The organism is Luteimonas sp. FCS-9 (genome assembly GCF_001014645.1).
Classification (GTDB): Bacteria; Pseudomonadota; Gammaproteobacteria; order Xanthomonadales; family Xanthomonadaceae; genus Luteimonas.
The window spans coordinates 177,092-195,002 of record NZ_LASZ01000002.1; the positions used below are offsets into that span (position 1 = coordinate 177,092).

Sequence of the window (17,911 nt, forward strand, 5' to 3'; positions counted from 1 at the left end):
GCGGCCGCGGACCGCCTAGACTGCGCCCCCGTCCTCGCCGCGCCCGACCCGATGTCCGACCCCGCTCCCGCCCCGCCGCCCCGCCAGGACCCGGACGTGATCGTGCTGGGCGCCGGCGCGGCCGGACTGATGGCGGCGATCGCGGCCGGACGGCGCGGCCGACGCGTCCTGGTGCTCGACCACGCCAACAAGGTCGGCAAGAAGATCCTGATGTCGGGCGGCGGCCACTGCAATTTCACCAATACCGGCACCACGCCGGCGCAGTACCTGTCGTCGAATCCGCATTTCTGCAAGTCCGCGCTCGCCCGCTACACGCCGCAGGACTTCATCGAACTGGTCGACCGCCATGGCATCGCCTGGCACGAGAAGGAGCTGGGCCAGTTGTTCTGCGACGGCTCCTCCAAGCAGATCGTGCGCCTGCTGCTCGACGAGGCGCAGGCGGTCGGCGTGCAGGTCCGCACGCATTGCGCGGTGCAGCTGCCGCGGGCGGTCGACGGCGGCTTCCGGCTCGAGACCGCGATCGGCACGCTGCACTGCGCGTCCTTGATCGTGGCGACCGGCGGGCTGTCGATCCCGAGCCTGGGCGCGAGCGGGTTCGGCTACGAGATCGCGCGCGCGTTCGGTCACTCGATGCTGCCCACGCGCGCCGGACTGGTGCCGCTGACCCTCAGCGGCAAGCACCAGGAACGGCTGGCCGCGCTGTCGGGCGTCGCGCTCGACGTCGAGGCCGGCTGCAACGGCGCCGCGTTCCGCAACCGCATGCTGATCACCCACCGCGGCCTCAGCGGGCCGGCGATCCTGCAAATTTCCTCGTACTGGCAGCCCGGCGACGACCTGCGCCTGGACCTGCTGCCGGGCCGCGACGCGCTGGCCTGGCTGCAGGCGCAGCAGTCCGAGCGCCCGGCGGCCGAACTGCGGACCGTGCTCGCCGACGTGATGCCGCGCCGCTTCGCGCAGCGGCTGTGCGAGGTGTGGCTGGCGAGCCGGCCGATGCGCCAGTACACGCCGGCGCAACTGCACGACACCGCGGCGCTGCTGCAGGCCTGGCCGCTGGTCGCCAGCGGTACCGAAGGCTATCGCACGGCGGAGGTCACGCTCGGCGGCGTCGACACCGACGCGGTGTCCTCGCGCACCCTTGAATCGCGGCACGCGCCGGGGCTGTACTTCGTCGGCGAGGTGCTCGACGTGACCGGGTGGCTGGGCGGCTACAACTTCCAGTGGGCATGGGCCTCGGGGATGGCGGCCGGCGAGGCGGCGTGATTCGGGTGCGCGACACTCCGAGCCGACCCGTCGCGCGCGAGCGCGCGCCTACAGCAGCGCGCCAATCCCTGTAGGAGCGGCCTTGGCCGCGAGGGCATCCCCGGGGCAGCCCATCGCGCGCGAGCGCGCGCCTACGCAGGACCTCGCCGCTCAGGCGGCCTGCGCGGCCTCGCGCGTGCGACGCGCGCGCACCGCGTCGGCCAGCCGGTCGAGCACGTCGACCGTGGTCGCCCAGTCAATACAGCCGTCGGTGATGCTCTGGCCGTAGGTCAGCGGCCGGCCGGACGTCAGCGCCTGCTTGCCGGCGACCAGGTGGCTTTCGATCATCGCGCCGACGATGCGCCGCTCGCCGCCCTCGATCCGACGCGCGATGTCGGCGATCACACCGGGCTGGTTGTCGGGGTTCTTGCCGCTGTTGGCGTGGCTGGCGTCGACCATCAGCGCCGGACGCAGGCCGCCGGCGGCGAGCACCTGCGCCGCGGCGTCCACGCTCGCCGCGTCGTAGTTGGGCTGCGCGCCGCCGCGCAGGATGACGTGGCAATCGGGATTGCCGGCGGTCGCGGCGACCGCGCAGCGGCCGTCCTTGCCCACGGCGAGGAAATGGTGGGGGTGCGAGGCCGCGCCGACCGCGTCGACCGCGATGCGCACGTCGCCGCCGGTGCCGTTCTTGAAGCCGACCGGGCACGACAGCCCGGACGCCATTTCGCGATGCACCTGGCTCTCGGTCGTGCGCGCGCCGATCGCGCCCCAGGCGACCAGGTCGGCCAGGTACTGCGGGCTGATGATGTCGAGGAATTCCACGCCGGCCGGCAACCCCAGCGCGTTGACGTCGCGCAGCAGCCCGCGCGCCAGCCGCAGGCCGCGGTCGATGCGGAAGCTGCCGTCGAGATCCGGGTCGTTGATCAGCCCCTTCCAGCCGATCGTCGTGCGCGGCTTCTCGAAGTACACGCGCATGACCAGCTCCAGCGCATCGCCGAGCGTGTCGCGCAATGCGCGCAGCCGGCGCGCGTAGTCCATCGCCGCGACCGGGTCGTGGATCGAGCAGGGGCCGACGACGACGATCAACCGGTCGTCATGGCCGTGCAGGATGGCGTGGCAGGCCGCGCGCGCGCCGGCGACGGTGGCGGACATCGCCTCGTCGCACGGCAGTTCGGCCAGCAGTCGCATCGGCGGCGTCAGCGGCTGCAGGTCGCGGATGCGCAGGTCGTCGGTATCGGGGGGCATCGGGGACATTCCTGGGAAGAGGAGAAAGGAACGGGCATGAAAAAAGCCGCCAGGGTCGCTGGCGGCTTTCGGGGATGCGTGTGAACCGTGATCGTCAGGGTACGCGCAGACCTTCCACCGCCGGGGGCGTCGGAAACGAATACCAGTAGAAGAAGGCGGCGGCGCGACGGTTCATGCGGGCATTGATACCACGTCGATCGCGGCGATGCGACCGTTGCATCTGCGACGATTCGCCGGCCGGCCTCACCTGGGCAGCAGCGGCGGCCGCCCCTCGTACCAGTCCCGGGCGCCCGCGATGTGCAGCGTGCGCTCGCCGTCCTGCAGTTCCACGCCCAGGCCCAGGATCCCCCAGCGCGCGTACAGATCGCCATGGGGCCGCCCGTCGGCGATCCGCAGGCGCGCCTGCAGGTCGACGCGGTCGTTGCGCGCCGCGATGCGGTCGAACACCAGTTCGTTGCCGCGCACGCGCAGGTCGCCGGTCGCGTGCACCTGCCCGGCGTCGACGAGGTTGCCGATCCAGCGCGGCAGCACGCGGCGTTCGGCGAACAGGCCCAGCAGCACGCTGACGTCGCGCATGTCGACGCGGCCGCGGCCGCTCACCTCGAATGGCTCGCGCCAGTCGAGCGTGCCCTGCTCGAGCGCCAGGCGCGCCCACCACGGCGGCGCCTGCGTGCGCGACGCCTCCTCGAGCCGCACGCCGTCCAGCGTCACGGCCAGCGCGTCGATCGTGTAGCGCCGGCCGACCTTCTGCATGCGCGTGAGCCGGCTGTCGAGCGCGACGTCGCCGGTCAGCCGCGACGGCCCCAGCGCCAGACGGACACCGCGCCCGCGCACCTGCATGCGCCCGCTCGCCATCTCGCCGGCGTTGTCCAGCCGCAGGTCGCCGCTCGCCTGCCCGCTGCCGCCCAGCAGCCGGGCGCTGTCGCCGGGCAGGTAGCGGTTGAAGCTGCGCAGGTCGGGCACCTGGGCATCCTCGAAGCGCAGCCGCGCGTCGAGGTGTTCGTGGAACTCGGCCAGCGGCCCGGTCGCGGCCAGGTCCAGGCGCAGGTCGCGTCCCTCGAGGTCGATGCGGGCAGGCGTGGCCTCGGGCGCCAGCGTGAAGCGGTCCATCGCGATCGCGATCGTGGTGCGCGGCTCGCCGCCATCGGCCTCATCCAGCCGCATCGCGGCGTGCGCCGCGCCCTCGAACCGGTTGTCGAGCACGCGGGCGCGCAGGCGCGCATCGCGCACGTCGATCCGGCTGCCCGCCCGCAGCCGGCCCTGCTGCAGCGCCAGCGCGGCGTCGAGATCGGCGCGGCCGTCGAAGGCGAGCCAGTCGACGTCGTCGAGCATGAGGTCGATCCAGCGCAGCGGCACCGCCGGCCACTGCGTCTCGACGGTGCCGGCCACCGCCCGCACCGGGCGCAGCCAGTCGTCCGGGCCGAGCCGGCGGTCGTCGACGCGCAGGTCGGCGCGTAGCCAGGGCGCCCCGGCCGCAGGCGCGGGAACCCGGGCCGCGAACGCGATCGCATCGGGCGCGGTGCGCAGCGCGACCCCGAGCGGATGGCGCAGGGCCGTGCCGTCGGCCCCGCGCGAGAACACCGGGGCCGACCAGTCGAGCCGGCTGCCGGGCATCAGCACGCCGCGCTCGAGGGCGAGGTCGGCGCGCAGATGGCCGGACGTCGCGGCGGCGCCGATCGGCAGCGCATCGTCGTTGCGCGCGACCAGATCGATGCCCGGCGCCGGCCCGTCGACGCGCATGCGCGCATCGAGCAGCACCAGTTTCTCCGCGCCCTGCGCCTGCTCGCGGATGTGCGCGGGCATCGCGATCTCGAACGTCAGCGCGCCCTGGCGCAGCAGCGCCACGTCGCCCACGTGCAGCGTCGCATCGGGCATCTCCAGCGTCGAGCGCCCGACCGCCATCGCCCCGCCCTGCAGCTGCTTCTCGAACACGAAGCGCGCCTTGCCATGGCCGGTCACCCGGGCCTCGTAGAAGTCGAAGCGCAGCAGGCTCGGCGTGGTGATCGCATCGAAGCGCAGCGTCCACGGCGCCCGGCCGGGCCGCTTGGTGGTCGGCATGTCGTCCGGCGTGCGCGCCACGTGTACCGACACGTCGCGTGCGCGGATCGTGCCGAACGCGACCTCGCGCCACAGCAACGGCAGCAGCTTGATCCGCCCGTCGGCGCGCGGGCTGGCGACCGTCCAGCGATTCGTCCGCGCATGGCCACCCATCACCACGCCACGTGCATGGATGTGGCCGGGATACAGGCTCATCGCCCAGGTCCACTGCGCGTGGTAGCGCCCGGGCTTGCGGTTGATGATCCGCTCGCCGAGCGCGCTGTTGAGGAACATGTTGGCGGCGACGAGGTATACCGCGTAGAGGATCGCGAACGCGAACGCACCACGACGCAGCCCGCGCCGATGCGCGCGGAGCCAGGAGGTGGACGCGGTCGTCATGACGACAGCATCGCCGATCGCCGGTGACGACACCGAACACGCCGGGGCCGGCATCGCGCTCGTTGGCCGGACAGGACCGCTATTCCCGGCTGATCCGCGACACGCGCCACCCGGCGTGGCTGCGGAAGCGCCCACTGTCGCCGGTCAGCGCATAGCGCAGTCCCACCCACGCCGCGACCGGCCAGGGACATTGCCATGACCGCGCCTTGGCCGTCGCCTTGCCGAAGTCCCGGACTCGTCTCGATACGGCGCCGCTCACCGTCCACCGCGTCTGCTGCTCTGTCGTCATGGTGCCTGGCCCCGTTGGCGGGACGTCGACGCGCGGCCGGGAACCGGCACGGCCCCGCCGCTCCGTGATGTCCCCCCGTCCCTGCAGCAGACACCAATCGTGTGACAGATGCCAGTGCCTGTCGGCCAAAAAAAAAGACCCCCGCTTGCGCGGGGGTCTTCGGGTGTCGCGGTACGACGGAGGCGCCGGATCAGAAATCCATGCCGCCCATGCCGCCCATGCCACCGCCCGGCGGCATCGCCGGCTCTTCCTTCTTCGGCAGCTCGGCGACCATCGCCTCGGTCGTGATCATCAGACCGGCGATCGACGCGGCGTTCTGCAGCGCGGTGCGGGTGACCTTGGTCGGGTCCAGGATGCCGAACTCGACCATGTCGCCGTACTCGCCGTTGGCGGCGTTGTAGCCGTAGTTGCCGGTGCCGCCCTTGACGTTGTTGACGATGACCGACGGCTCTTCGCCGGCGTTGGTCACGATCTCGCGCAGCGGGGCTTCCATCGCACGCAGCGCGATCGCGATGCCGTGGTTCTGGTCCTCGTTGGCGCCCTTGATGTCGGAGATCGCGGCCAGCGCGCGGATCAGCGCGACGCCACCGCCCGGGACCACGCCTTCCTCGACCGCTGCGCGCGTGGCGTGCAGGGCGTCTTCGACACGGGCCTTCTTCTCCTTCATCTCGATCTCGGTCGATGCGCCGACCTTGATCACCGCCACGCCGCCGGCCAGCTTGGCCACGCGCTCCTGCAGCTTCTCGCGGTCGTAGTCCGAGGAGGTCTCCTCGATCTGCGCCTTGATCTGCTTGATGCGCGACTCGATCGAGCCGGTGTCGCCGGCGCCGTCGATGATCGTGGTGTTCTCCTTGGAGACCTGCACCTTCTTGGCGCGGCCCAGGTCGTTGATCGTCGCCTTCTCGAGCGACAGACCCACTTCCTCGGAGATCACGGTGCCGCCGGTCAGCACGGCCATGTCCTCGAGCATCGCCTTGCGACGGTCGCCGAAGCCCGGCGCCTTGACGGCCACGACCTTGACGATGCCGCGGATGGTGTTGACGACGAGCGTGGCCAGGGCCTCGCCCTCGACTTCCTCGGCGACGATCAGCAGCGGCTTGCCGGCCTTGGCCACGCCCTCGAGGACGGGCAGCAGGTCACGGACGTTCGAGATCTTCTTGTCGTGCAGCAGGATGAACGGATCGTCGAGGTCGGCGGTCTGCGACTGCTGGTTGTTGACGAAGTACGGCGACAGGTAGCCGCGGTCGAACTGCATGCCCTCGACGACGTCGAGTTCGTTCTCCAGGCCCGAGCCTTCCTCGACCGTGATCACGCCTTCCTTGCCGACCTTCTTCATCGCGTCGGCGATGATCGTGCCGATCGACTCGTCGGAGTTGGCCGAGATCGTGCCGACCTGGGCGATCGCCTTGTCGTCGGCCGTCGGCTTGGACAGGTTCTTGAGCTCGGCGACGGCGGCCTGCACGGCCTTGTCGATGCCGCGCTTGAGGTCCATCGGATTCATGCCGGCGGCGACGGCCTTGGAGCCCTCGCGGATGAACGCCTGGGCCAGCACGGTCGCGGTCGTGGTGCCGTCACCGGCGTTGTCGGACGTCTTGGACGCGACCTCCTTCACCATCTGCGCGCCCATGTTCTCGAACTTGTCGGCCAGCTCGATCTCCTTGGCGACGGACACGCCGTCCTTGGTGATCGTCGGCGCGCCGAAGCTCTTCTCGAGCACGACGTTGCGGCCCTTCGGGCCGAGGGTCGCCTTGACGGCGTTGGCGAGGACGTTGACGCCGCGGACCATCTTGGTGCGCGCGTCTTCGCCGAAGCGGATTTCCTTAGCAGCCATTGAACAAACTCCGGAATTGGGGATTTGGGATTGGGGATTCGAAAAGGCGGGGGGACGGTCGACTCGCAGGGAACGGGGCGCGGCGGTTGCCGTCTCCAATCCCCGTTCCCGAATCCCGAATCCCCGCCGTCAATCAACCGACGATGGCGAGGATGTCGTCTTCCTTCACGATCTTGTATTCGATGCCGTCGGCCTTGTAGGCGCTGCCCGAGTACTGCCCGTAGATCACGATGTCGCCGACCTTGACCTTCGGCGCACGCACGCTGCCGTTGTCCAGGGCCTTGCCCTCGCCGACCGCGACGATCTCGCCCTTGGTCGGCTTTTCCTTCGCGTTGTCCGGGATCAGGATGCCGCCGGCGCTCTTCTCTTCGGCCTCGACGGGCTTGACCACGACGCGGTCGTACAGCGGCTTGAGATTGCTCATTCCAACCCTCTCTAAGTGATTGATTGTGAAGAAAACGGGCCCGAATTCTAGCACTCGCCCGTAGGGACTGCCAGAACGCGCGGCGCACGCAGCCCGGCAAACCGGGACGCGACGGGAGATGGGACCCCGTCGCAGGTTTACAAGGGGCGCGTCGAAAATTTTTCGATCGAACCGACGATGCGCGGCCCCCGACTCGGAGCCGACCCGTCGGGCGGCCACTCAGCGGAAGCGCCAGGCCGCGACGAGCATCGTCTCGCCGTCGTTGGGCTGCTTGATGCTGGCGTTGGAGATGTGCCGGGCCAGCAGCGAGAAGCGTTGCCAGCGCCAGCCGATCGTGCTGACGAACTGCGGGTTGCCCGACAGCGCGTCGGTGCGGCCGATCTGCGCGCCGACGCCGAAGCCGGCGGTGAAGCCGTTGTCGCGCTCGTAGCGCGCGCCGCCGTGGACCACACCGACATCCTCGTCGAGGTCGAAGCGGGTGCCGTCGCGCCCCCGGACGTAGATCGCGCCCAGCTCCCAGCGCAGCACGCCGCTGGCGGTGCGCCGCCACTCGGGCAGCCAGGCGACGGTGGCGACGGCGGTGGTCTCGTTCTCGCGCGTGGCGGAGGCGCCGAGGCCGACGTCGATGGGGGAAGCGGCCTGCGCCGCGAGCGGGGCGGCCAGCGACAGGGTGGCGGCGAGGACGAGGGAGTGGACTGGACGCATGGGGGACCGCCGGGACGGCTCGGGGAAAGGGGGAGAAATTATACCGGCGGGTTCACTAATAAGGCGCGGTGCGCCGCCCCACCGGCGGGATGGTGCATCCCCACCGGGCGGCCGCAGCGTGGCGCGGCCCGCGTGCACGGCCCGTGCATGTTCGGGGCCGACCCGATACCGTGGCCGCATGCCCGCCCTCGTCTGCCTCAGCACCTGCCCCGACGACGCCAGCGCGCAGCGACTCGCGCAGGCGCTCGTGGAGGACCGGCTGGCGGCCTGCGTGAACATCGTGCCCGGCGTGCGGTCGGTGTACCGGTGGGACGGCCGCGTGCACGCCGAGGCCGAGACGCTGCTGGTGATCAAGACCACCGACGCCTGCCTGGCGGCGTTGACGGCACGGTTGCCGACGCTGCACCCCTACGACGTGCCCGAGCTCGTCGCGCTGCCGGTCGCCGGTGGCCTCGCCGACTACCTGCACTGGATCGACGCCGAGACCGGCACTGCCCGGGACGTCGACGCGCCCTGAACCGCGGTTGGGCATCGCGCGCCGCGCCCTGCGATACTGCCGCGATGCGTCCATCCTCTCCCGCCGCCCGCATTTTCCCGGCCGGGCACGTTCGCCACCTCACCCGCCGCATCTGGCACGGCCTGCTCGCCGCCTGCCTGCTGGGCACCGCGCTGCCGGCCGCCGCGGTCGGCCTCGACGACGTGCTGCCCGTGGACGAGGCGCTGGCCGTCTCCGCGGCCGCGGTCGCGCACGACCGGATCGAGATCCGCTGGCGGATCGCAGACGGCTACTATCTCTATCGCCACCGCACCGCGGCCCGGGTCCCCGACGGCAGCTTCGGCGCGGGCACGCTGGCGCTGCCCGACGGCCGGCGCCACGTCGACGAGTTCTTCGGCGAGGTCGAGACCTACCGCGGCCGCCTGGTCGCGACGCTGGACGGACAGCCGGCGCCCGGCACGCGACGGGTCGCGCTGCAGGTCAAGTACCAGGGCTGCGCGGATGCCGGCATCTGCTATCCGCCGCAGACCCGCACGCTGCAGGTCGCGTTGCCTGGCCCGAAACCGGGATCCCGGGCGCCGACCGCAGCCCCGCAACCGGCCGCGGCCGCAGGCGGGACCGGCGATGCCGATGCCGGTTTCGCGGCGTTGGGGCGCGCACTATCGGGCCCCGGCGGCGGCGCGGCCCCCGTCCTTGGCGCGCCGGGAAGCGCGCTGCCGCCCGAGCGCGCGTTCGCGTTCGAGGCCATCGCGCACGACGGCGACACGGTGCTGATGCGCTTCACCCCGGCGCCGGGCTACTACCTCTATCGGGACCGCAACCGCTTCGCCGTCGAGGGCGCGGCGGGCATCCGCGCCGGCGCGCCGCGCTGGCCCGCCGGCACCGCGCATCACGACGACCACTTCGGCGCGGTGACCGTCTACTTCGACCAGGTCGACGTGCCGCTGCCGCTGCTGCGCAGCCGGCCCGATGCCGCCGACGTCGAGATCGTGGCGACGTTCCAGGGCTGCCAGACCGACGGCATCTGCTATCCGCCGATGACGCGCCGGGTGCCGGTGGCGCTGCCTGCGGGCTCGACCGTGGCCGCTGCGACCGCGCCCGCGTCGCCCTTGTCCGGGCCCGACGCCGGGCCGACGGACGGGCCCGGCGCAGCGCAGGCCGGCGCCGACGCGCAGACCGCGCCACCGGCGGCCGGGGACGTCCCCGTCGCGGGGGCCGCCCCCGACCCAGGCACCGACGCGACCGCCGACAACGCGGCCCGCACCCGGCCGCCCACGACGCCGCGCACCGGCCTGTTCGCGGCGCTGGGCCTGGCCCTGCTCGGCGGCCTGGTGCTCAACCTGATGCCCTGCGTGCTGCCGATCCTGTCGCTGAAGGTGCTGGGCCTGGCGCAGAGCGGCGGCAGCCGCGCGCGGGCCCGGGCGCATGCGCTGTGGTACACGGCCGGCGTGCTGGTCGCGTTCGCCGCGGTTGGCCTGCTGGTGCTCGCGCTGCGGGCCGCCGGCCAGGCGCTGGGCTGGGGTTTCCAACTGCAGCAGCCGTGGTTCGTGGCCGCGCTGGTGTATCTGATGTTTGCGGTCGGCCTGAGCCTGTCGGGCGTGTTCACGCTCGGCGGGCGGGTCGGCAACCTGGGCCAGGCGCTGGCCGCGCGCACCGGGCCGAGCGGCGACTTCTTCACCGGGGTGCTCGCCTGCGTGGTCGCGAGCCCCTGCATCGCGCCGTTCATGGGCGGCGCGCTGGCGTACGCGTTCGCTGCGCCCGCGCCGCTCGCGCTGGCGGTGTTCCTGATGCTCGGCCTGGGCCTGGCGCTGCCGTTCCTGGCGATCGGTCTGGTGCCGGCACTCGCCGACCGCCTGCCCCGGCCCGGCGCGTGGATGGAGACGTTCAAGCAGGCGCTGGCGTTCCCGATGTACCTGACCGCGCTGTGGCTGCTGTGGGTATTCGGACGGCAGTCGGGCGTGAACGCGATGACGCTGCTGCTCGCCGGCCTGGTGCTGTTCGCGCTCGCGCTGTGGTGGTTCGAGCGGCGGCGCTGGACCGGGGGCGCGGTGTCGCGCGTACTGGCGCTGGGCCTGCTGGCGCTGTCGTTGCTGCCGGCCGCCTACGCGGTCCGCCACGCGCAGTCCGACACGCCCCACGCAGTCGCTGCCGACACAGAGGATGAGGTGGCGTATTCGGCGCAGCGCCTGCAGGCGCTGCGCGAGGCCGGCACGCCGGTGTTCGTCAACATGACCGCCGACTGGTGCGTGACCTGCAAGGCCAACGAGCGCCGGGTGCTGTCGCGACCGCCGTTCCGCGAGGCTCTGGCGCGCGCCGGCGCGACCTACATGGTCGGCGACTGGACCAACGTCGACCCGCAGATCGGCGCATTCCTCGAGACGCACGGCGCGGTCGGCGTGCCGCTGTACGTGGTCTACCCGCGCGGCGGCGGCGACGGCGAGGTGCTGCCTGCGCTGCTGAGCGATGCGGTCGTGACCGGAGCGCTCGAGCGCGCGGGCGCGGCGCCATGAGGCCGCGCGGCGGCACGCTGGCGATCGTCGCGGTCGCCGTCGTGGCCGGCGGGCTCGGCGTGCTCGCCAGCCTGTTCGTGTCCGGGCCGGGACCGCTGCTGGGCACCGAGACCGGCCAGCGCCTGTACAACGATGCGCTGGTCGCCGCCGCCGACCCGCCGCCCGACGGCGTGCACGTGGCCCGGCGCGGCGAGCCCGTGTCCGGCTTCGAGGTCGCCCTGCTCGACGGTGACCGGTTGCGCCTGCCCGATGCCTACGCCGGACGCCCGGTGCTGGTGAACCTGTGGGCCAGCTGGTGCGGCCCGTGCATCGAGGAGATGCCCGAACTCGACCGCTTCGCCCGCGAACAGGGCGCCGACGGCGTCCAGGTGCTCGGCGTCGCGCTCGACGACCGCGACGCGGTCGCGGCCTTCCTGCACCGCATCCCGGTCGACTATCCGATCGCGATCGACACTCCCGGCCCGGCCGACGCCGGCGTGCGTCTGGGCAATCCGCGCGGCGTGCTGCCGTACACCGTGCTGATCGACGCCGACGGCCGACTGCGCCGGCAGCGGATCGGGCCGTTCGCGCCCGGCGAAACGGGAGACTGGGCGTCGCCGTGACGCCGAAAAATCAAACGGCCGTTTAAAATCGCCGAACGTCTGCGAACTGGACAGCAATGGAGACATCCCGCAGACTTCGCGCACTTCCCGCACCCGGTGCCCGATGGCGTCGATCCTCGTCCTGCATGGTCCCAACCTCAATCTGCTCGGCACGCGCGAGCCGGAGGTCTACGGCCATGCGACGCTCGCCGACATCGACGCGATGCTGCGCGAAGGCGCGGCCGCCGCCGGCCACACGCTCGAGAGCCTGCAGTCGAACGCCGAGCACGTGCTCGTCGACCGGGTCCAGGCCGCGCGCACCGATGGCACCGCGCTGATCCTGCTCAACCCCGCCGCCTTCACCCACACCTCGGTCGCCCTGCGCGACGCGCTGGCGGCAGTGGCGATCCCGTTCATCGAGATCCACCTGTCGAATCCGCACCGCCGCGAGCCGTTCCGCCACACCAGCTACTTCAGCGACCTGGCCACCGGCGTGGTCTGCGGCTTCGGCGCCGACAGCTACCGCTACGCGCTGGATGCGGCCTGCGCGGCGTTGCGCGCCGCCTGACCGCGTTCCCCTCCCATCCCCGTACTGCGCCCACGCGCGTTCCACGAACCAAGAGGCCCGCCATGGACCTGAGAAAGATCAAGAAGCTCATCGACCTGCTCGAGGAGTCCAACCTCACCGAGATCGAGATCAAGGAGGGCGAGGAGTCCGTCCGGCTGTCGCGCACCTCGGCCGCCGCCGCGCCCGTGGCCTACGCGCCCGCGCCGCTCCCCGCACCGCGCGCCCCCGAACCGGTCATGCCGATGAGCTCGCCGGTCGACGCCGCCACCGGCAGCGCCCCGAAGGCCGGCGACGACCTGCCGGCCGGCCAGGTCACCAAGTCGCCGATGGTCGGCACCTTCTACGCCTCCCCCGCGCCCGACAAGCCGGCGTTCGTCTCGGTCGGCCAGCAGGTCAAGGCCGGCGACACCCTGGGCATCATCGAGGCGATGAAGATGTTCAACCCGATCGAGGCCGAGACCTCGGGCACCGTCGTCGCGGTCCTGTGCGAAAGCGGCCAGCCGGTCGAGTTCGATCAGCCGTTGTTCGTGATCGGATAAGGCCGATCACGACGGAATTCGGGATTGGGGATTCGGGATTTGGCGGACAGTCGGTCAGCGCTCAGGCCTCATGAACGACTGGACGTGTGGCAAGACGCCATGCGCCTGGTCGAGGCGATCTATCGCACCACATCATCCTTCCCCTCCGATGAACGTTTCGGCCTGACGACGCAACTACGACGCGCAGCTGTCAGCGTTCCGTCGAACATCGCCGAAGGCGCCGCGCGCCGCTCGACCTCCGACTATCTCCGACACCTGGCGTTCGCCCGAGGCTCGCTCGCGGAGCTATCCACCCAGCTGGAAATCGCGTACCGGCTTGGGTTATGCGAGCGTACAGCCATCGAGCCCGATCTCATCGACCGCACCTTCGCCCGACTCAACGCTCTGATTCGAACGCACGAACGCCGCATCCGAAAGCCGGATGCCCTTTCCGAATCCCCAATTCCGAATCCCGAATCCCATGCTTGAAAAAGTCGTCATCGCCAACCGGGGCGAGATCGCGCTGCGCATCCTGCGCGCGTGCCACACGCTCGGCATCCGTACGGTCGCGGTGCATTCCACCGTCGACCGCAACCTCAAGCACGTGGCGATGGCCGACGAGTCGGTCTGCATCGGCCCGCCACCGTCCAACCGCAGCTACCTCGACATGCCGGCGATCATCGCCGCGGCCGAGGTCACCGACGCCCAGGCGATCCACCCCGGCTACGGCTTCCTGAGCGAGAACGCCGACTTCGCCGAGCGCGTCGAGCAGTCGGGCTTCGTGTTCATCGGGCCCAAGGCCGAGACCATCCGCCTGATGGGCGACAAGGTCGAGGCGATCCGCGCGATGCAGGAGGCCGGCGTGCCGTGCGTGCCCGGCTCCGGCGGCCCGCTCGGGGACGACGCCGCGACCAACGTCAAGATCGCGCGCGAGATCGGCTATCCGGTCATCGTCAAGGCGGCCGGCGGCGGCGGCGGGCGCGGCATGCGCGTGGTCCACACCGAGGCCGCGCTGGTCAACGCGATCGCCACGACCAAGCAGGAAGCCAAGGCCGCGTTCGGCAACGACATGGTCTACATGGAGAAGTTCCTAGAGAACCCGCGGCACGTGGAGATCCAGGTGCTGGCCGACGGCCAGGGCGGGGCGATCCACCTGGGCGAGCGCGACTGCTCGATGCAGCGCCGGCACCAGAAGGTCGTCGAGGAAGCGCCGGCGCCGGGCATCACGCCCGACGAGCGCGCCGAGATCGGCCGGGTCTGCGTCGAGGCCTGCATCCGCATCGGCTACCGCGGCGCGGGCACGTTCGAGTTCCTCTACGAAAACGGCCGGTTCTACTTCATCGAGATGAACACCCGCATCCAGGTCGAGCACCCGGTCACCGAGCTGGTCACCGGCATCGACCTGGTGCGCGAGCAGCTGATGATCGCCTCGGGCCACCGGCTGTCGATCCGCCAGGAGGACGTGGTGCTGACCGGCCATGCGATCGAGTGCCGCATCAACGCCGAGGATCCGGAGACCTTCCTGCCCTCGCCCGGCACGATCCTGCACTTCCACGCGCCCGGCGGTCCAGGCGTGCGCGTCGACACGCACGTCTACGAGGGCTACGCGGTGCCGCCCAACTACGACTCGATGATCGGCAAGCTGATCGTGCACGGCGCGGACCGCGAGCAGGCGATCTGCCGGATGCGCGTGGCACTGTCAGAGATGGTCGTCGACGGCATCAAGACCAACATCCCGCTGCAGCAGCGGATCATGCGCGACCAGGGCTTCCACGCCGGCGGGCAGAACATCCACTACCTGGAAAAGCGCCTGGCCGAGCGCAAGAACAAGACGCTGGCGATCGGCTGATCCCGCGGCCGCCGGCGCGTGCGGGTCGCGCGCCGGCCTGGCTCAGGTCTCGCGGTCGGGGAACGCCCGCCGCAGCGACGCGTCGAGCCGGATCGGCCGCGCCCAGCGGTCGTAGCTCGCCACCAGGCCGCGCTTGACCCGGACCAATGGCTCCGCCCCCGGCTCCACCGCGAGCCGCTCGAGCACGCCCGCCCAGCCGCCGGTCCGGTCGCGCCGCCAGTGCGCGGCGATCTCGCGGCACGGCCGGCCCAGCGCGCGCCCCACGGCGCAGGCGAAGTAGACGTCGCCGGCGCGCATGCCCGCCTCGTCGAGCAGTTGCTCGACCAGCGCACGCGGCGCTGCCTGGTAGCGCGCGACCTCGTCGACGAACGCGTCGCGATAGCGCGCCGCGTAGAGGTCGACGTCGGCCAGCCAGGTGTCGACCCAGGGATCGCCGGTGCCGGGATCGGGCACCGCCTCTTCCGCATCGGTGGTCCCGGCCTGCGGCGCCGCGTCCTGCGCCGGCGCCTGGGACGGCGCCCCGGCCAGCAGCACGGACGACAGGCACAACGCGGCAAACGGCAGGCGCACGGGCGGTCACTCGGAACGGGACGGACGGATGGCCGCAGCGGCTTCGACGCCGCCGCGACGCGCGAGACACGACGATAGCCCAACACCGCAAGCGAGGACACCCGGGATGGAACCGCACCGCACGACATCGCGCGCGCCGCGCACGCTGCGCTGGGGCATCGCCGCCGGCGCCGTCGTGCTCGCGCTGGGCGCCTACTGGGTCGCGCTCGATCACGTGGCCACGCGCATCGGCCAGGACGCCGAGAGCAGTCTGCGCAGCGCGCCGCTCAACGACGACACCCGCCACCGCGCCGACTGAGCGCCCTTCGACGCCGTCACCCCGCCTGGCCCCGATGCCGCCCCGAACACGGTTCGCCGCCCGAAGGCGGCGATCCGGTCATGCGCGTTTTCGACCGACCCCCGGCCTCAACGCCAGCCGCCCCGGTTCCCCCGGTCCTGGCGCGGGTCGTAGTAGTGCGTGGTGCAACGCCCGCGGCGGTCGCATTCGGTCCTGCCGTGCTGCCGGCCCTGGTGCCGATGGCGGTCGGACGCGTAGCGCACGGGCGCGCGGTCGTAGCGAGCGTAGCCACGCGGCGCGGTGCGGTAGTAGACCGGGCGGCCGTGGCGGTCGTAGGACACCCGCAGGCGGTCGTCATGACCGTAGCGGCCGCGCCGATCGTAGGCGGTATCGCCGCGCATGACGACGTCGGCGATGTCGACGATCACGCGGACCAGGTCGTCGTTCGCCCTGGCCGGGGTCGGCAGCGCGAGCGTCGCGGCCAGGCCGGTGGCCAGCGCGGCCGGCCAGATCCAGCGGGTCAGGGTGTGGGTCGTCATCGAACTCTCCGGCGGCGCGGCCACCACTGCAGCGGCCTTCGACTTCAACATGCCGCGCGGGAAATGAATCGACCCGCAATTTTTCCGCCGCGGTCGCAAGTGAAGCGCGCGCGTAAAGAGCGCATTCAAACTGGAAACGGTTACCTCGCGTCGCAAGCGTTTTCGCCGTCGTCGATGCGTTGCATCGCGCTCGCCTGCGTCGCCAGCTCGCCCACCGCGCCGGGCAGCAGATCGGGCGTGGCGACCTCGCGCATGCGCTCGCGGCCGTCGACGATCTCGGCATGGGTCTCGTGCGCCCAGGTCGTGCGGTAGGGCATGTACACGCCCCAGCCGCCGAGCGCGAGCACCGGCGCGATGTCCGAACGCGGCGAGTTGCCGACCATCAGGAATGCGGATGCGTCGACATCGAATTCCGACAGCACGCGCGCATAGGTCGCCGGATCCTTTTCGCTGACGATCTCGATGCGGCCGAAGAGATCCGACAGGCCCGAATCGCGGACCTTCGCCTCCTGGTGGAACAGGTCGCCCTTGGTGATCAGCACGACGTCGAAGCGCTCGGCGACGGCGGCGACCGCCCCGCGGATCCCGGGCAGCAGTTCGACCGGATGGCGCAGCAGCGTCTTGGCCATCTCGACGATGCGGTGGAGGTCGGCAGCGGTGATGCGGCCACCGGTGATCTGCGTCGCCGACTCGATCATCGACAGCGCCATGCCCTTCACGCCATAGCCGAACACCGCGATGTTGGCGGTCTCGACCGCGTACAGCGCCTCGGCGACGCGCCCGTCGGCGAGATCGACGTAGCGCCCGACGATGCGCTCGAATTCCAGTTGCGCCTCGTCGAAGTAGTCCTGGCTGCGCCAGAGCGTGTCGTCGGCGTCGAAGCCGACCAGTCGGATGCCGTGCGTCATCGAGCGATTATGCCGGTCCGCGACCGGGGTGCGATGCGGCCGCAGGTGTCCCGAGACGTCTTAAAAAAGTTCTTTTTCCAAGTGCGGGATTGGCGCTCCGCTTCGGATGGGCAGCGGCCTGCCATAGACGTTTACAACCCGACTTCGGCTAAACGCAGAGTCGCCTGCTGGAAAGATGTCGCGCACCGTCGGTCTCGGTGCGTCGCGCTGTTCGGGGATTGCGATAGCGGGCCAGGGATGGCCCGCGGCGGCGAGTCAGCCAGGGGTGAGTGCGGGCTGCTCGCGCGGCATGCCGCGCAGCCCGCACGAACGCCCGGCGTGCTTCGCCGGGCCGGACCGCGGAGCGGGCTGACCGAGCCGGGAGCAGTCCCCGGCCGGCGCGACGCGCGCCCCGAAGAAGAACCTATTGGTTGATCGAGCAAAAACAGGATTCCCCTGAGCTCGGTGAGGAACCAAAAGAAAAGCGGCCCCCGCATGGGGAGCCGCTTCGCGCTGATGCGCAGGCCGCGATCGAATCGCGGCCTGCGGAAGGTCGAGACCCTCAGTTCTCGCTGGCGCCCGCGCCCGAGGTCTGGGCGTTGACGTAGTTGCGGTATTCCTCGGGCGTGATGAAGCCATCGCCGTCGGCATCGACGTCGCTGAACACCTGGCCCAGCCCCTCCAGACCAGCGGCCTCGGTCTGGCTCAGGCGGCCGTCGCCATCGGTGTCGAGATCGGCCCAGGTGACCTGCCCCTGCTGCGCCTGCGGCGCCTCGGCGGTCGCGTCCTGCGCATAGTTCTGCGTGGTCGCCTCGGTGGTCGGCGGCGCCTGCTGCGCGGTCGGATCCTGCGCGAATGCCATCGGCATGGCCACCGCGGCACCCAGTGCAACGGCGGCGATCAGCGGCGTGCGAGCATTCTTCATCATGGTCTCTCCTGCGTTTCGA

At 71.3% G+C, this 17,911-nt stretch carries 18 protein-coding genes; 9 read left to right on the forward strand and 9 right to left on the reverse strand.

Annotated elements, in window-relative coordinates:
• The first annotated feature begins 51 nt into the window (after nucleotides 1-51).
• Nucleotides 52-1,260 carry an NAD(P)/FAD-dependent oxidoreductase gene (locus WQ56_RS02385; protein ID WP_047135470.1) on the forward strand — a complete coding sequence of 403 codons (1,209 nt, stop codon included), beginning with the start codon at nucleotides 52-54 and terminating at the stop codon, nucleotides 1,258-1,260.
• A gap of 150 nt (nucleotides 1,261-1,410) precedes the next feature.
• On the opposite strand, the gene WQ56_RS02390 is transcribed toward WQ56_RS02385, so the two are convergent.
• The 5 genes from WQ56_RS02390 to WQ56_RS18975 all read right to left on the reverse strand — a co-directional run bounded on the left by WQ56_RS02390 (nucleotide 1,411) and on the right by WQ56_RS18975 (nucleotide 8,169).
• Nucleotides 1,411-2,484 (reverse strand): 3-deoxy-7-phosphoheptulonate synthase, encoded by a 1,074-nt coding sequence (locus tag WQ56_RS02390; RefSeq protein WP_047135471.1) that lies wholly within the window; start codon nucleotides 2,482-2,484, stop codon nucleotides 1,411-1,413.
• Nucleotides 2,485-2,727: 243 nt separating this feature from the next.
• On the reverse strand, nucleotides 2,728-4,920 hold the full coding sequence (locus WQ56_RS02395) for a hypothetical protein (protein WP_047135472.1): 2,193 nt from the start codon (nucleotides 4,918-4,920) through the stop codon (nucleotides 2,728-2,730).
• 479 nt (nucleotides 4,921-5,399) lie between these two features.
• On the reverse strand, nucleotides 5,400-7,040 hold the full coding sequence (gene groL / locus WQ56_RS02400; RefSeq protein WP_047135473.1) for a chaperonin GroEL: 1,641 nt from the start codon (nucleotides 7,038-7,040) through the stop codon (nucleotides 5,400-5,402).
• Between the two features lie 133 nt (nucleotides 7,041-7,173).
• Nucleotides 7,174-7,464 (reverse strand): co-chaperone GroES, encoded by a 291-nt coding sequence (groES, locus tag WQ56_RS02405; protein WP_047135474.1) that lies wholly within the window; start codon nucleotides 7,462-7,464, stop codon nucleotides 7,174-7,176.
• A gap of 219 nt (nucleotides 7,465-7,683) precedes the next feature.
• Nucleotides 7,684-8,169, reverse strand: a complete 486-nt coding sequence (locus tag WQ56_RS18975) for an acyloxyacyl hydrolase (RefSeq protein WP_052772778.1) — start codon at nucleotides 8,167-8,169, stop codon at nucleotides 7,684-7,686.
• A 178-nt stretch (nucleotides 8,170-8,347) separates the two neighbouring features.
• On the opposite strand from WQ56_RS18975, the gene cutA reads away from it, so the two are divergent.
• From cutA to accC, 7 genes are all read left to right on the forward strand, one after another.
• Nucleotides 8,348-8,686 carry a divalent-cation tolerance protein CutA gene (cutA, locus tag WQ56_RS02415; protein ID WP_047135475.1) on the forward strand — a complete coding sequence of 113 codons (339 nt, stop codon included), beginning with the start codon at nucleotides 8,348-8,350 and terminating at the stop codon, nucleotides 8,684-8,686.
• 44 nt (nucleotides 8,687-8,730) lie between these two features.
• On the forward strand, nucleotides 8,731-11,175 hold the full coding sequence (locus WQ56_RS02420; protein WP_047135476.1) for a protein-disulfide reductase DsbD: 2,445 nt from the start codon (nucleotides 8,731-8,733) through the stop codon (nucleotides 11,173-11,175).
• Nucleotides 11,172-11,777 (forward strand): TlpA disulfide reductase family protein, encoded by a 606-nt coding sequence (locus WQ56_RS02425; protein WP_047135477.1) that lies wholly within the window; start codon nucleotides 11,172-11,174, stop codon nucleotides 11,775-11,777. Before WQ56_RS02420 ends, WQ56_RS02425 begins: the two co-directional genes overlap by 4 nt.
• Before the next feature lie 103 nt (nucleotides 11,778-11,880).
• Entirely contained in the window at nucleotides 11,881-12,324 is a 444-nt protein-coding gene (aroQ, locus tag WQ56_RS02430; protein WP_047135478.1) for a type II 3-dehydroquinate dehydratase, read from the forward strand.
• Nucleotides 12,325-12,386: 62 nt separating this feature from the next.
• On the forward strand, nucleotides 12,387-12,863 hold the full coding sequence (gene accB / locus WQ56_RS02435) for an acetyl-CoA carboxylase biotin carboxyl carrier protein (protein ID WP_047135479.1): 477 nt from the start codon (nucleotides 12,387-12,389) through the stop codon (nucleotides 12,861-12,863).
• Between the two features lie 39 nt (nucleotides 12,864-12,902).
• Nucleotides 12,903-13,331 carry a four helix bundle protein gene (locus tag WQ56_RS17855; RefSeq protein ID WP_082132162.1) on the forward strand — a complete coding sequence of 143 codons (429 nt, stop codon included), beginning with the start codon at nucleotides 12,903-12,905 and terminating at the stop codon, nucleotides 13,329-13,331.
• Nucleotides 13,324-14,691, forward strand: coding sequence for an acetyl-CoA carboxylase biotin carboxylase subunit (gene accC, locus WQ56_RS02440; RefSeq protein WP_047135480.1), 1,368 nt, complete (start codon nucleotides 13,324-13,326; stop codon nucleotides 14,689-14,691). Before WQ56_RS17855 ends, accC begins: the two co-directional genes overlap by 8 nt.
• 42 nt (nucleotides 14,692-14,733) lie before the next feature.
• On the opposite strand, the gene WQ56_RS02445 is transcribed toward accC, so the two are convergent.
• The gene (locus WQ56_RS02445) at nucleotides 14,734-15,261 is read right to left on the reverse strand and encodes a hypothetical protein (protein ID WP_082132133.1); all 528 of its coding nucleotides are present in this window, start codon (nucleotides 15,259-15,261) and stop codon (nucleotides 14,734-14,736) included.
• Between the two features lie 106 nt (nucleotides 15,262-15,367).
• Here WQ56_RS02445 and WQ56_RS02450 point away from each other — a divergent pair, with 106 nt between their 5' ends.
• The gene (locus tag WQ56_RS02450; protein WP_047135481.1) at nucleotides 15,368-15,559 is read left to right on the forward strand and encodes a hypothetical protein; all 192 of its coding nucleotides are present in this window, start codon (nucleotides 15,368-15,370) and stop codon (nucleotides 15,557-15,559) included.
• A gap of 107 nt (nucleotides 15,560-15,666) precedes the next feature.
• Here WQ56_RS02450 and WQ56_RS18400 read toward each other — a convergent pair whose 3' ends face one another.
• The 3 genes from WQ56_RS18400 to WQ56_RS02465 all read right to left on the reverse strand — a co-directional run bounded on the left by WQ56_RS18400 (nucleotide 15,667) and on the right by WQ56_RS02465 (nucleotide 17,889).
• Entirely contained in the window at nucleotides 15,667-16,077 is a 411-nt protein-coding gene (locus WQ56_RS18400; RefSeq protein WP_156170207.1) for a hypothetical protein, read from the reverse strand.
• A gap of 140 nt (nucleotides 16,078-16,217) precedes the next feature.
• Nucleotides 16,218-16,985 (reverse strand): HAD family hydrolase, encoded by a 768-nt coding sequence (locus WQ56_RS02460; protein ID WP_047135483.1) that lies wholly within the window; start codon nucleotides 16,983-16,985, stop codon nucleotides 16,218-16,220.
• Nucleotides 16,986-17,526: 541 nt separating this feature from the next.
• Nucleotides 17,527-17,889 (reverse strand): EF-hand domain-containing protein, encoded by a 363-nt coding sequence (locus WQ56_RS02465; protein ID WP_156170210.1) that lies wholly within the window; start codon nucleotides 17,887-17,889, stop codon nucleotides 17,527-17,529.
• Nucleotides 17,890-17,911 lie beyond the last annotated feature (22 nt).

Bases quoted from the DNA above. Each gene is read 5' to 3' on its own strand.
- WQ56_RS18400 (WP_156170207.1), bottom strand. From the start codon at position 16,077: ATGACGACCCACACCCTGACCCGCTGGATCTGGCCGGCCGCGCTGGCC.
- groL (WP_047135473.1), bottom strand. From the start codon at position 7,040: ATGGCTGCTAAGGAAATCCGCTTCGGCGAAGACGCGCGCACCAAGATG.
- cutA (WP_047135475.1), top strand. From the start codon at position 8,348: ATGCCCGCCCTCGTCTGCCTCAGCACCTGCCCCGACGACGCCAGCGCG.
- WQ56_RS02385 (WP_047135470.1), top strand. From the start codon at position 52: ATGTCCGACCCCGCTCCCGCCCCGCCGCCCCGCCAGGACCCGGACGTG.
- groES (WP_047135474.1), bottom strand. From the start codon at position 7,464: ATGAGCAATCTCAAGCCGCTGTACGACCGCGTCGTGGTCAAGCCCGTC.
- WQ56_RS02465 (WP_156170210.1), bottom strand. From the start codon at position 17,889: ATGAAGAATGCTCGCACGCCGCTGATCGCCGCCGTTGCACTGGGTGCC.
- WQ56_RS02460 (WP_047135483.1), bottom strand. From the start codon at position 16,985: ATGACGCACGGCATCCGACTGGTCGGCTTCGACGCCGACGACACGCTC.
- WQ56_RS18975 (WP_052772778.1), bottom strand. From the start codon at position 8,169: ATGCGTCCAGTCCACTCCCTCGTCCTCGCCGCCACCCTGTCGCTGGCC.
- WQ56_RS02390 (WP_047135471.1), bottom strand. From the start codon at position 2,484: ATGCCCCCCGATACCGACGACCTGCGCATCCGCGACCTGCAGCCGCTG.
- accC (WP_047135480.1), top strand. From the start codon at position 13,324: ATGCTTGAAAAAGTCGTCATCGCCAACCGGGGCGAGATCGCGCTGCGC.
- accB (WP_047135479.1), top strand. From the start codon at position 12,387: ATGGACCTGAGAAAGATCAAGAAGCTCATCGACCTGCTCGAGGAGTCC.
- WQ56_RS02420 (WP_047135476.1), top strand. From the start codon at position 8,731: ATGCGTCCATCCTCTCCCGCCGCCCGCATTTTCCCGGCCGGGCACGTT.
- WQ56_RS02450 (WP_047135481.1), top strand. From the start codon at position 15,368: ATGGAACCGCACCGCACGACATCGCGCGCGCCGCGCACGCTGCGCTGG.
- aroQ (WP_047135478.1), top strand. From the start codon at position 11,881: ATGGCGTCGATCCTCGTCCTGCATGGTCCCAACCTCAATCTGCTCGGC.
- WQ56_RS02395 (WP_047135472.1), bottom strand. From the start codon at position 4,920: ATGACGACCGCGTCCACCTCCTGGCTCCGCGCGCATCGGCGCGGGCTG.
- WQ56_RS02425 (WP_047135477.1), top strand. From the start codon at position 11,172: ATGAGGCCGCGCGGCGGCACGCTGGCGATCGTCGCGGTCGCCGTCGTG.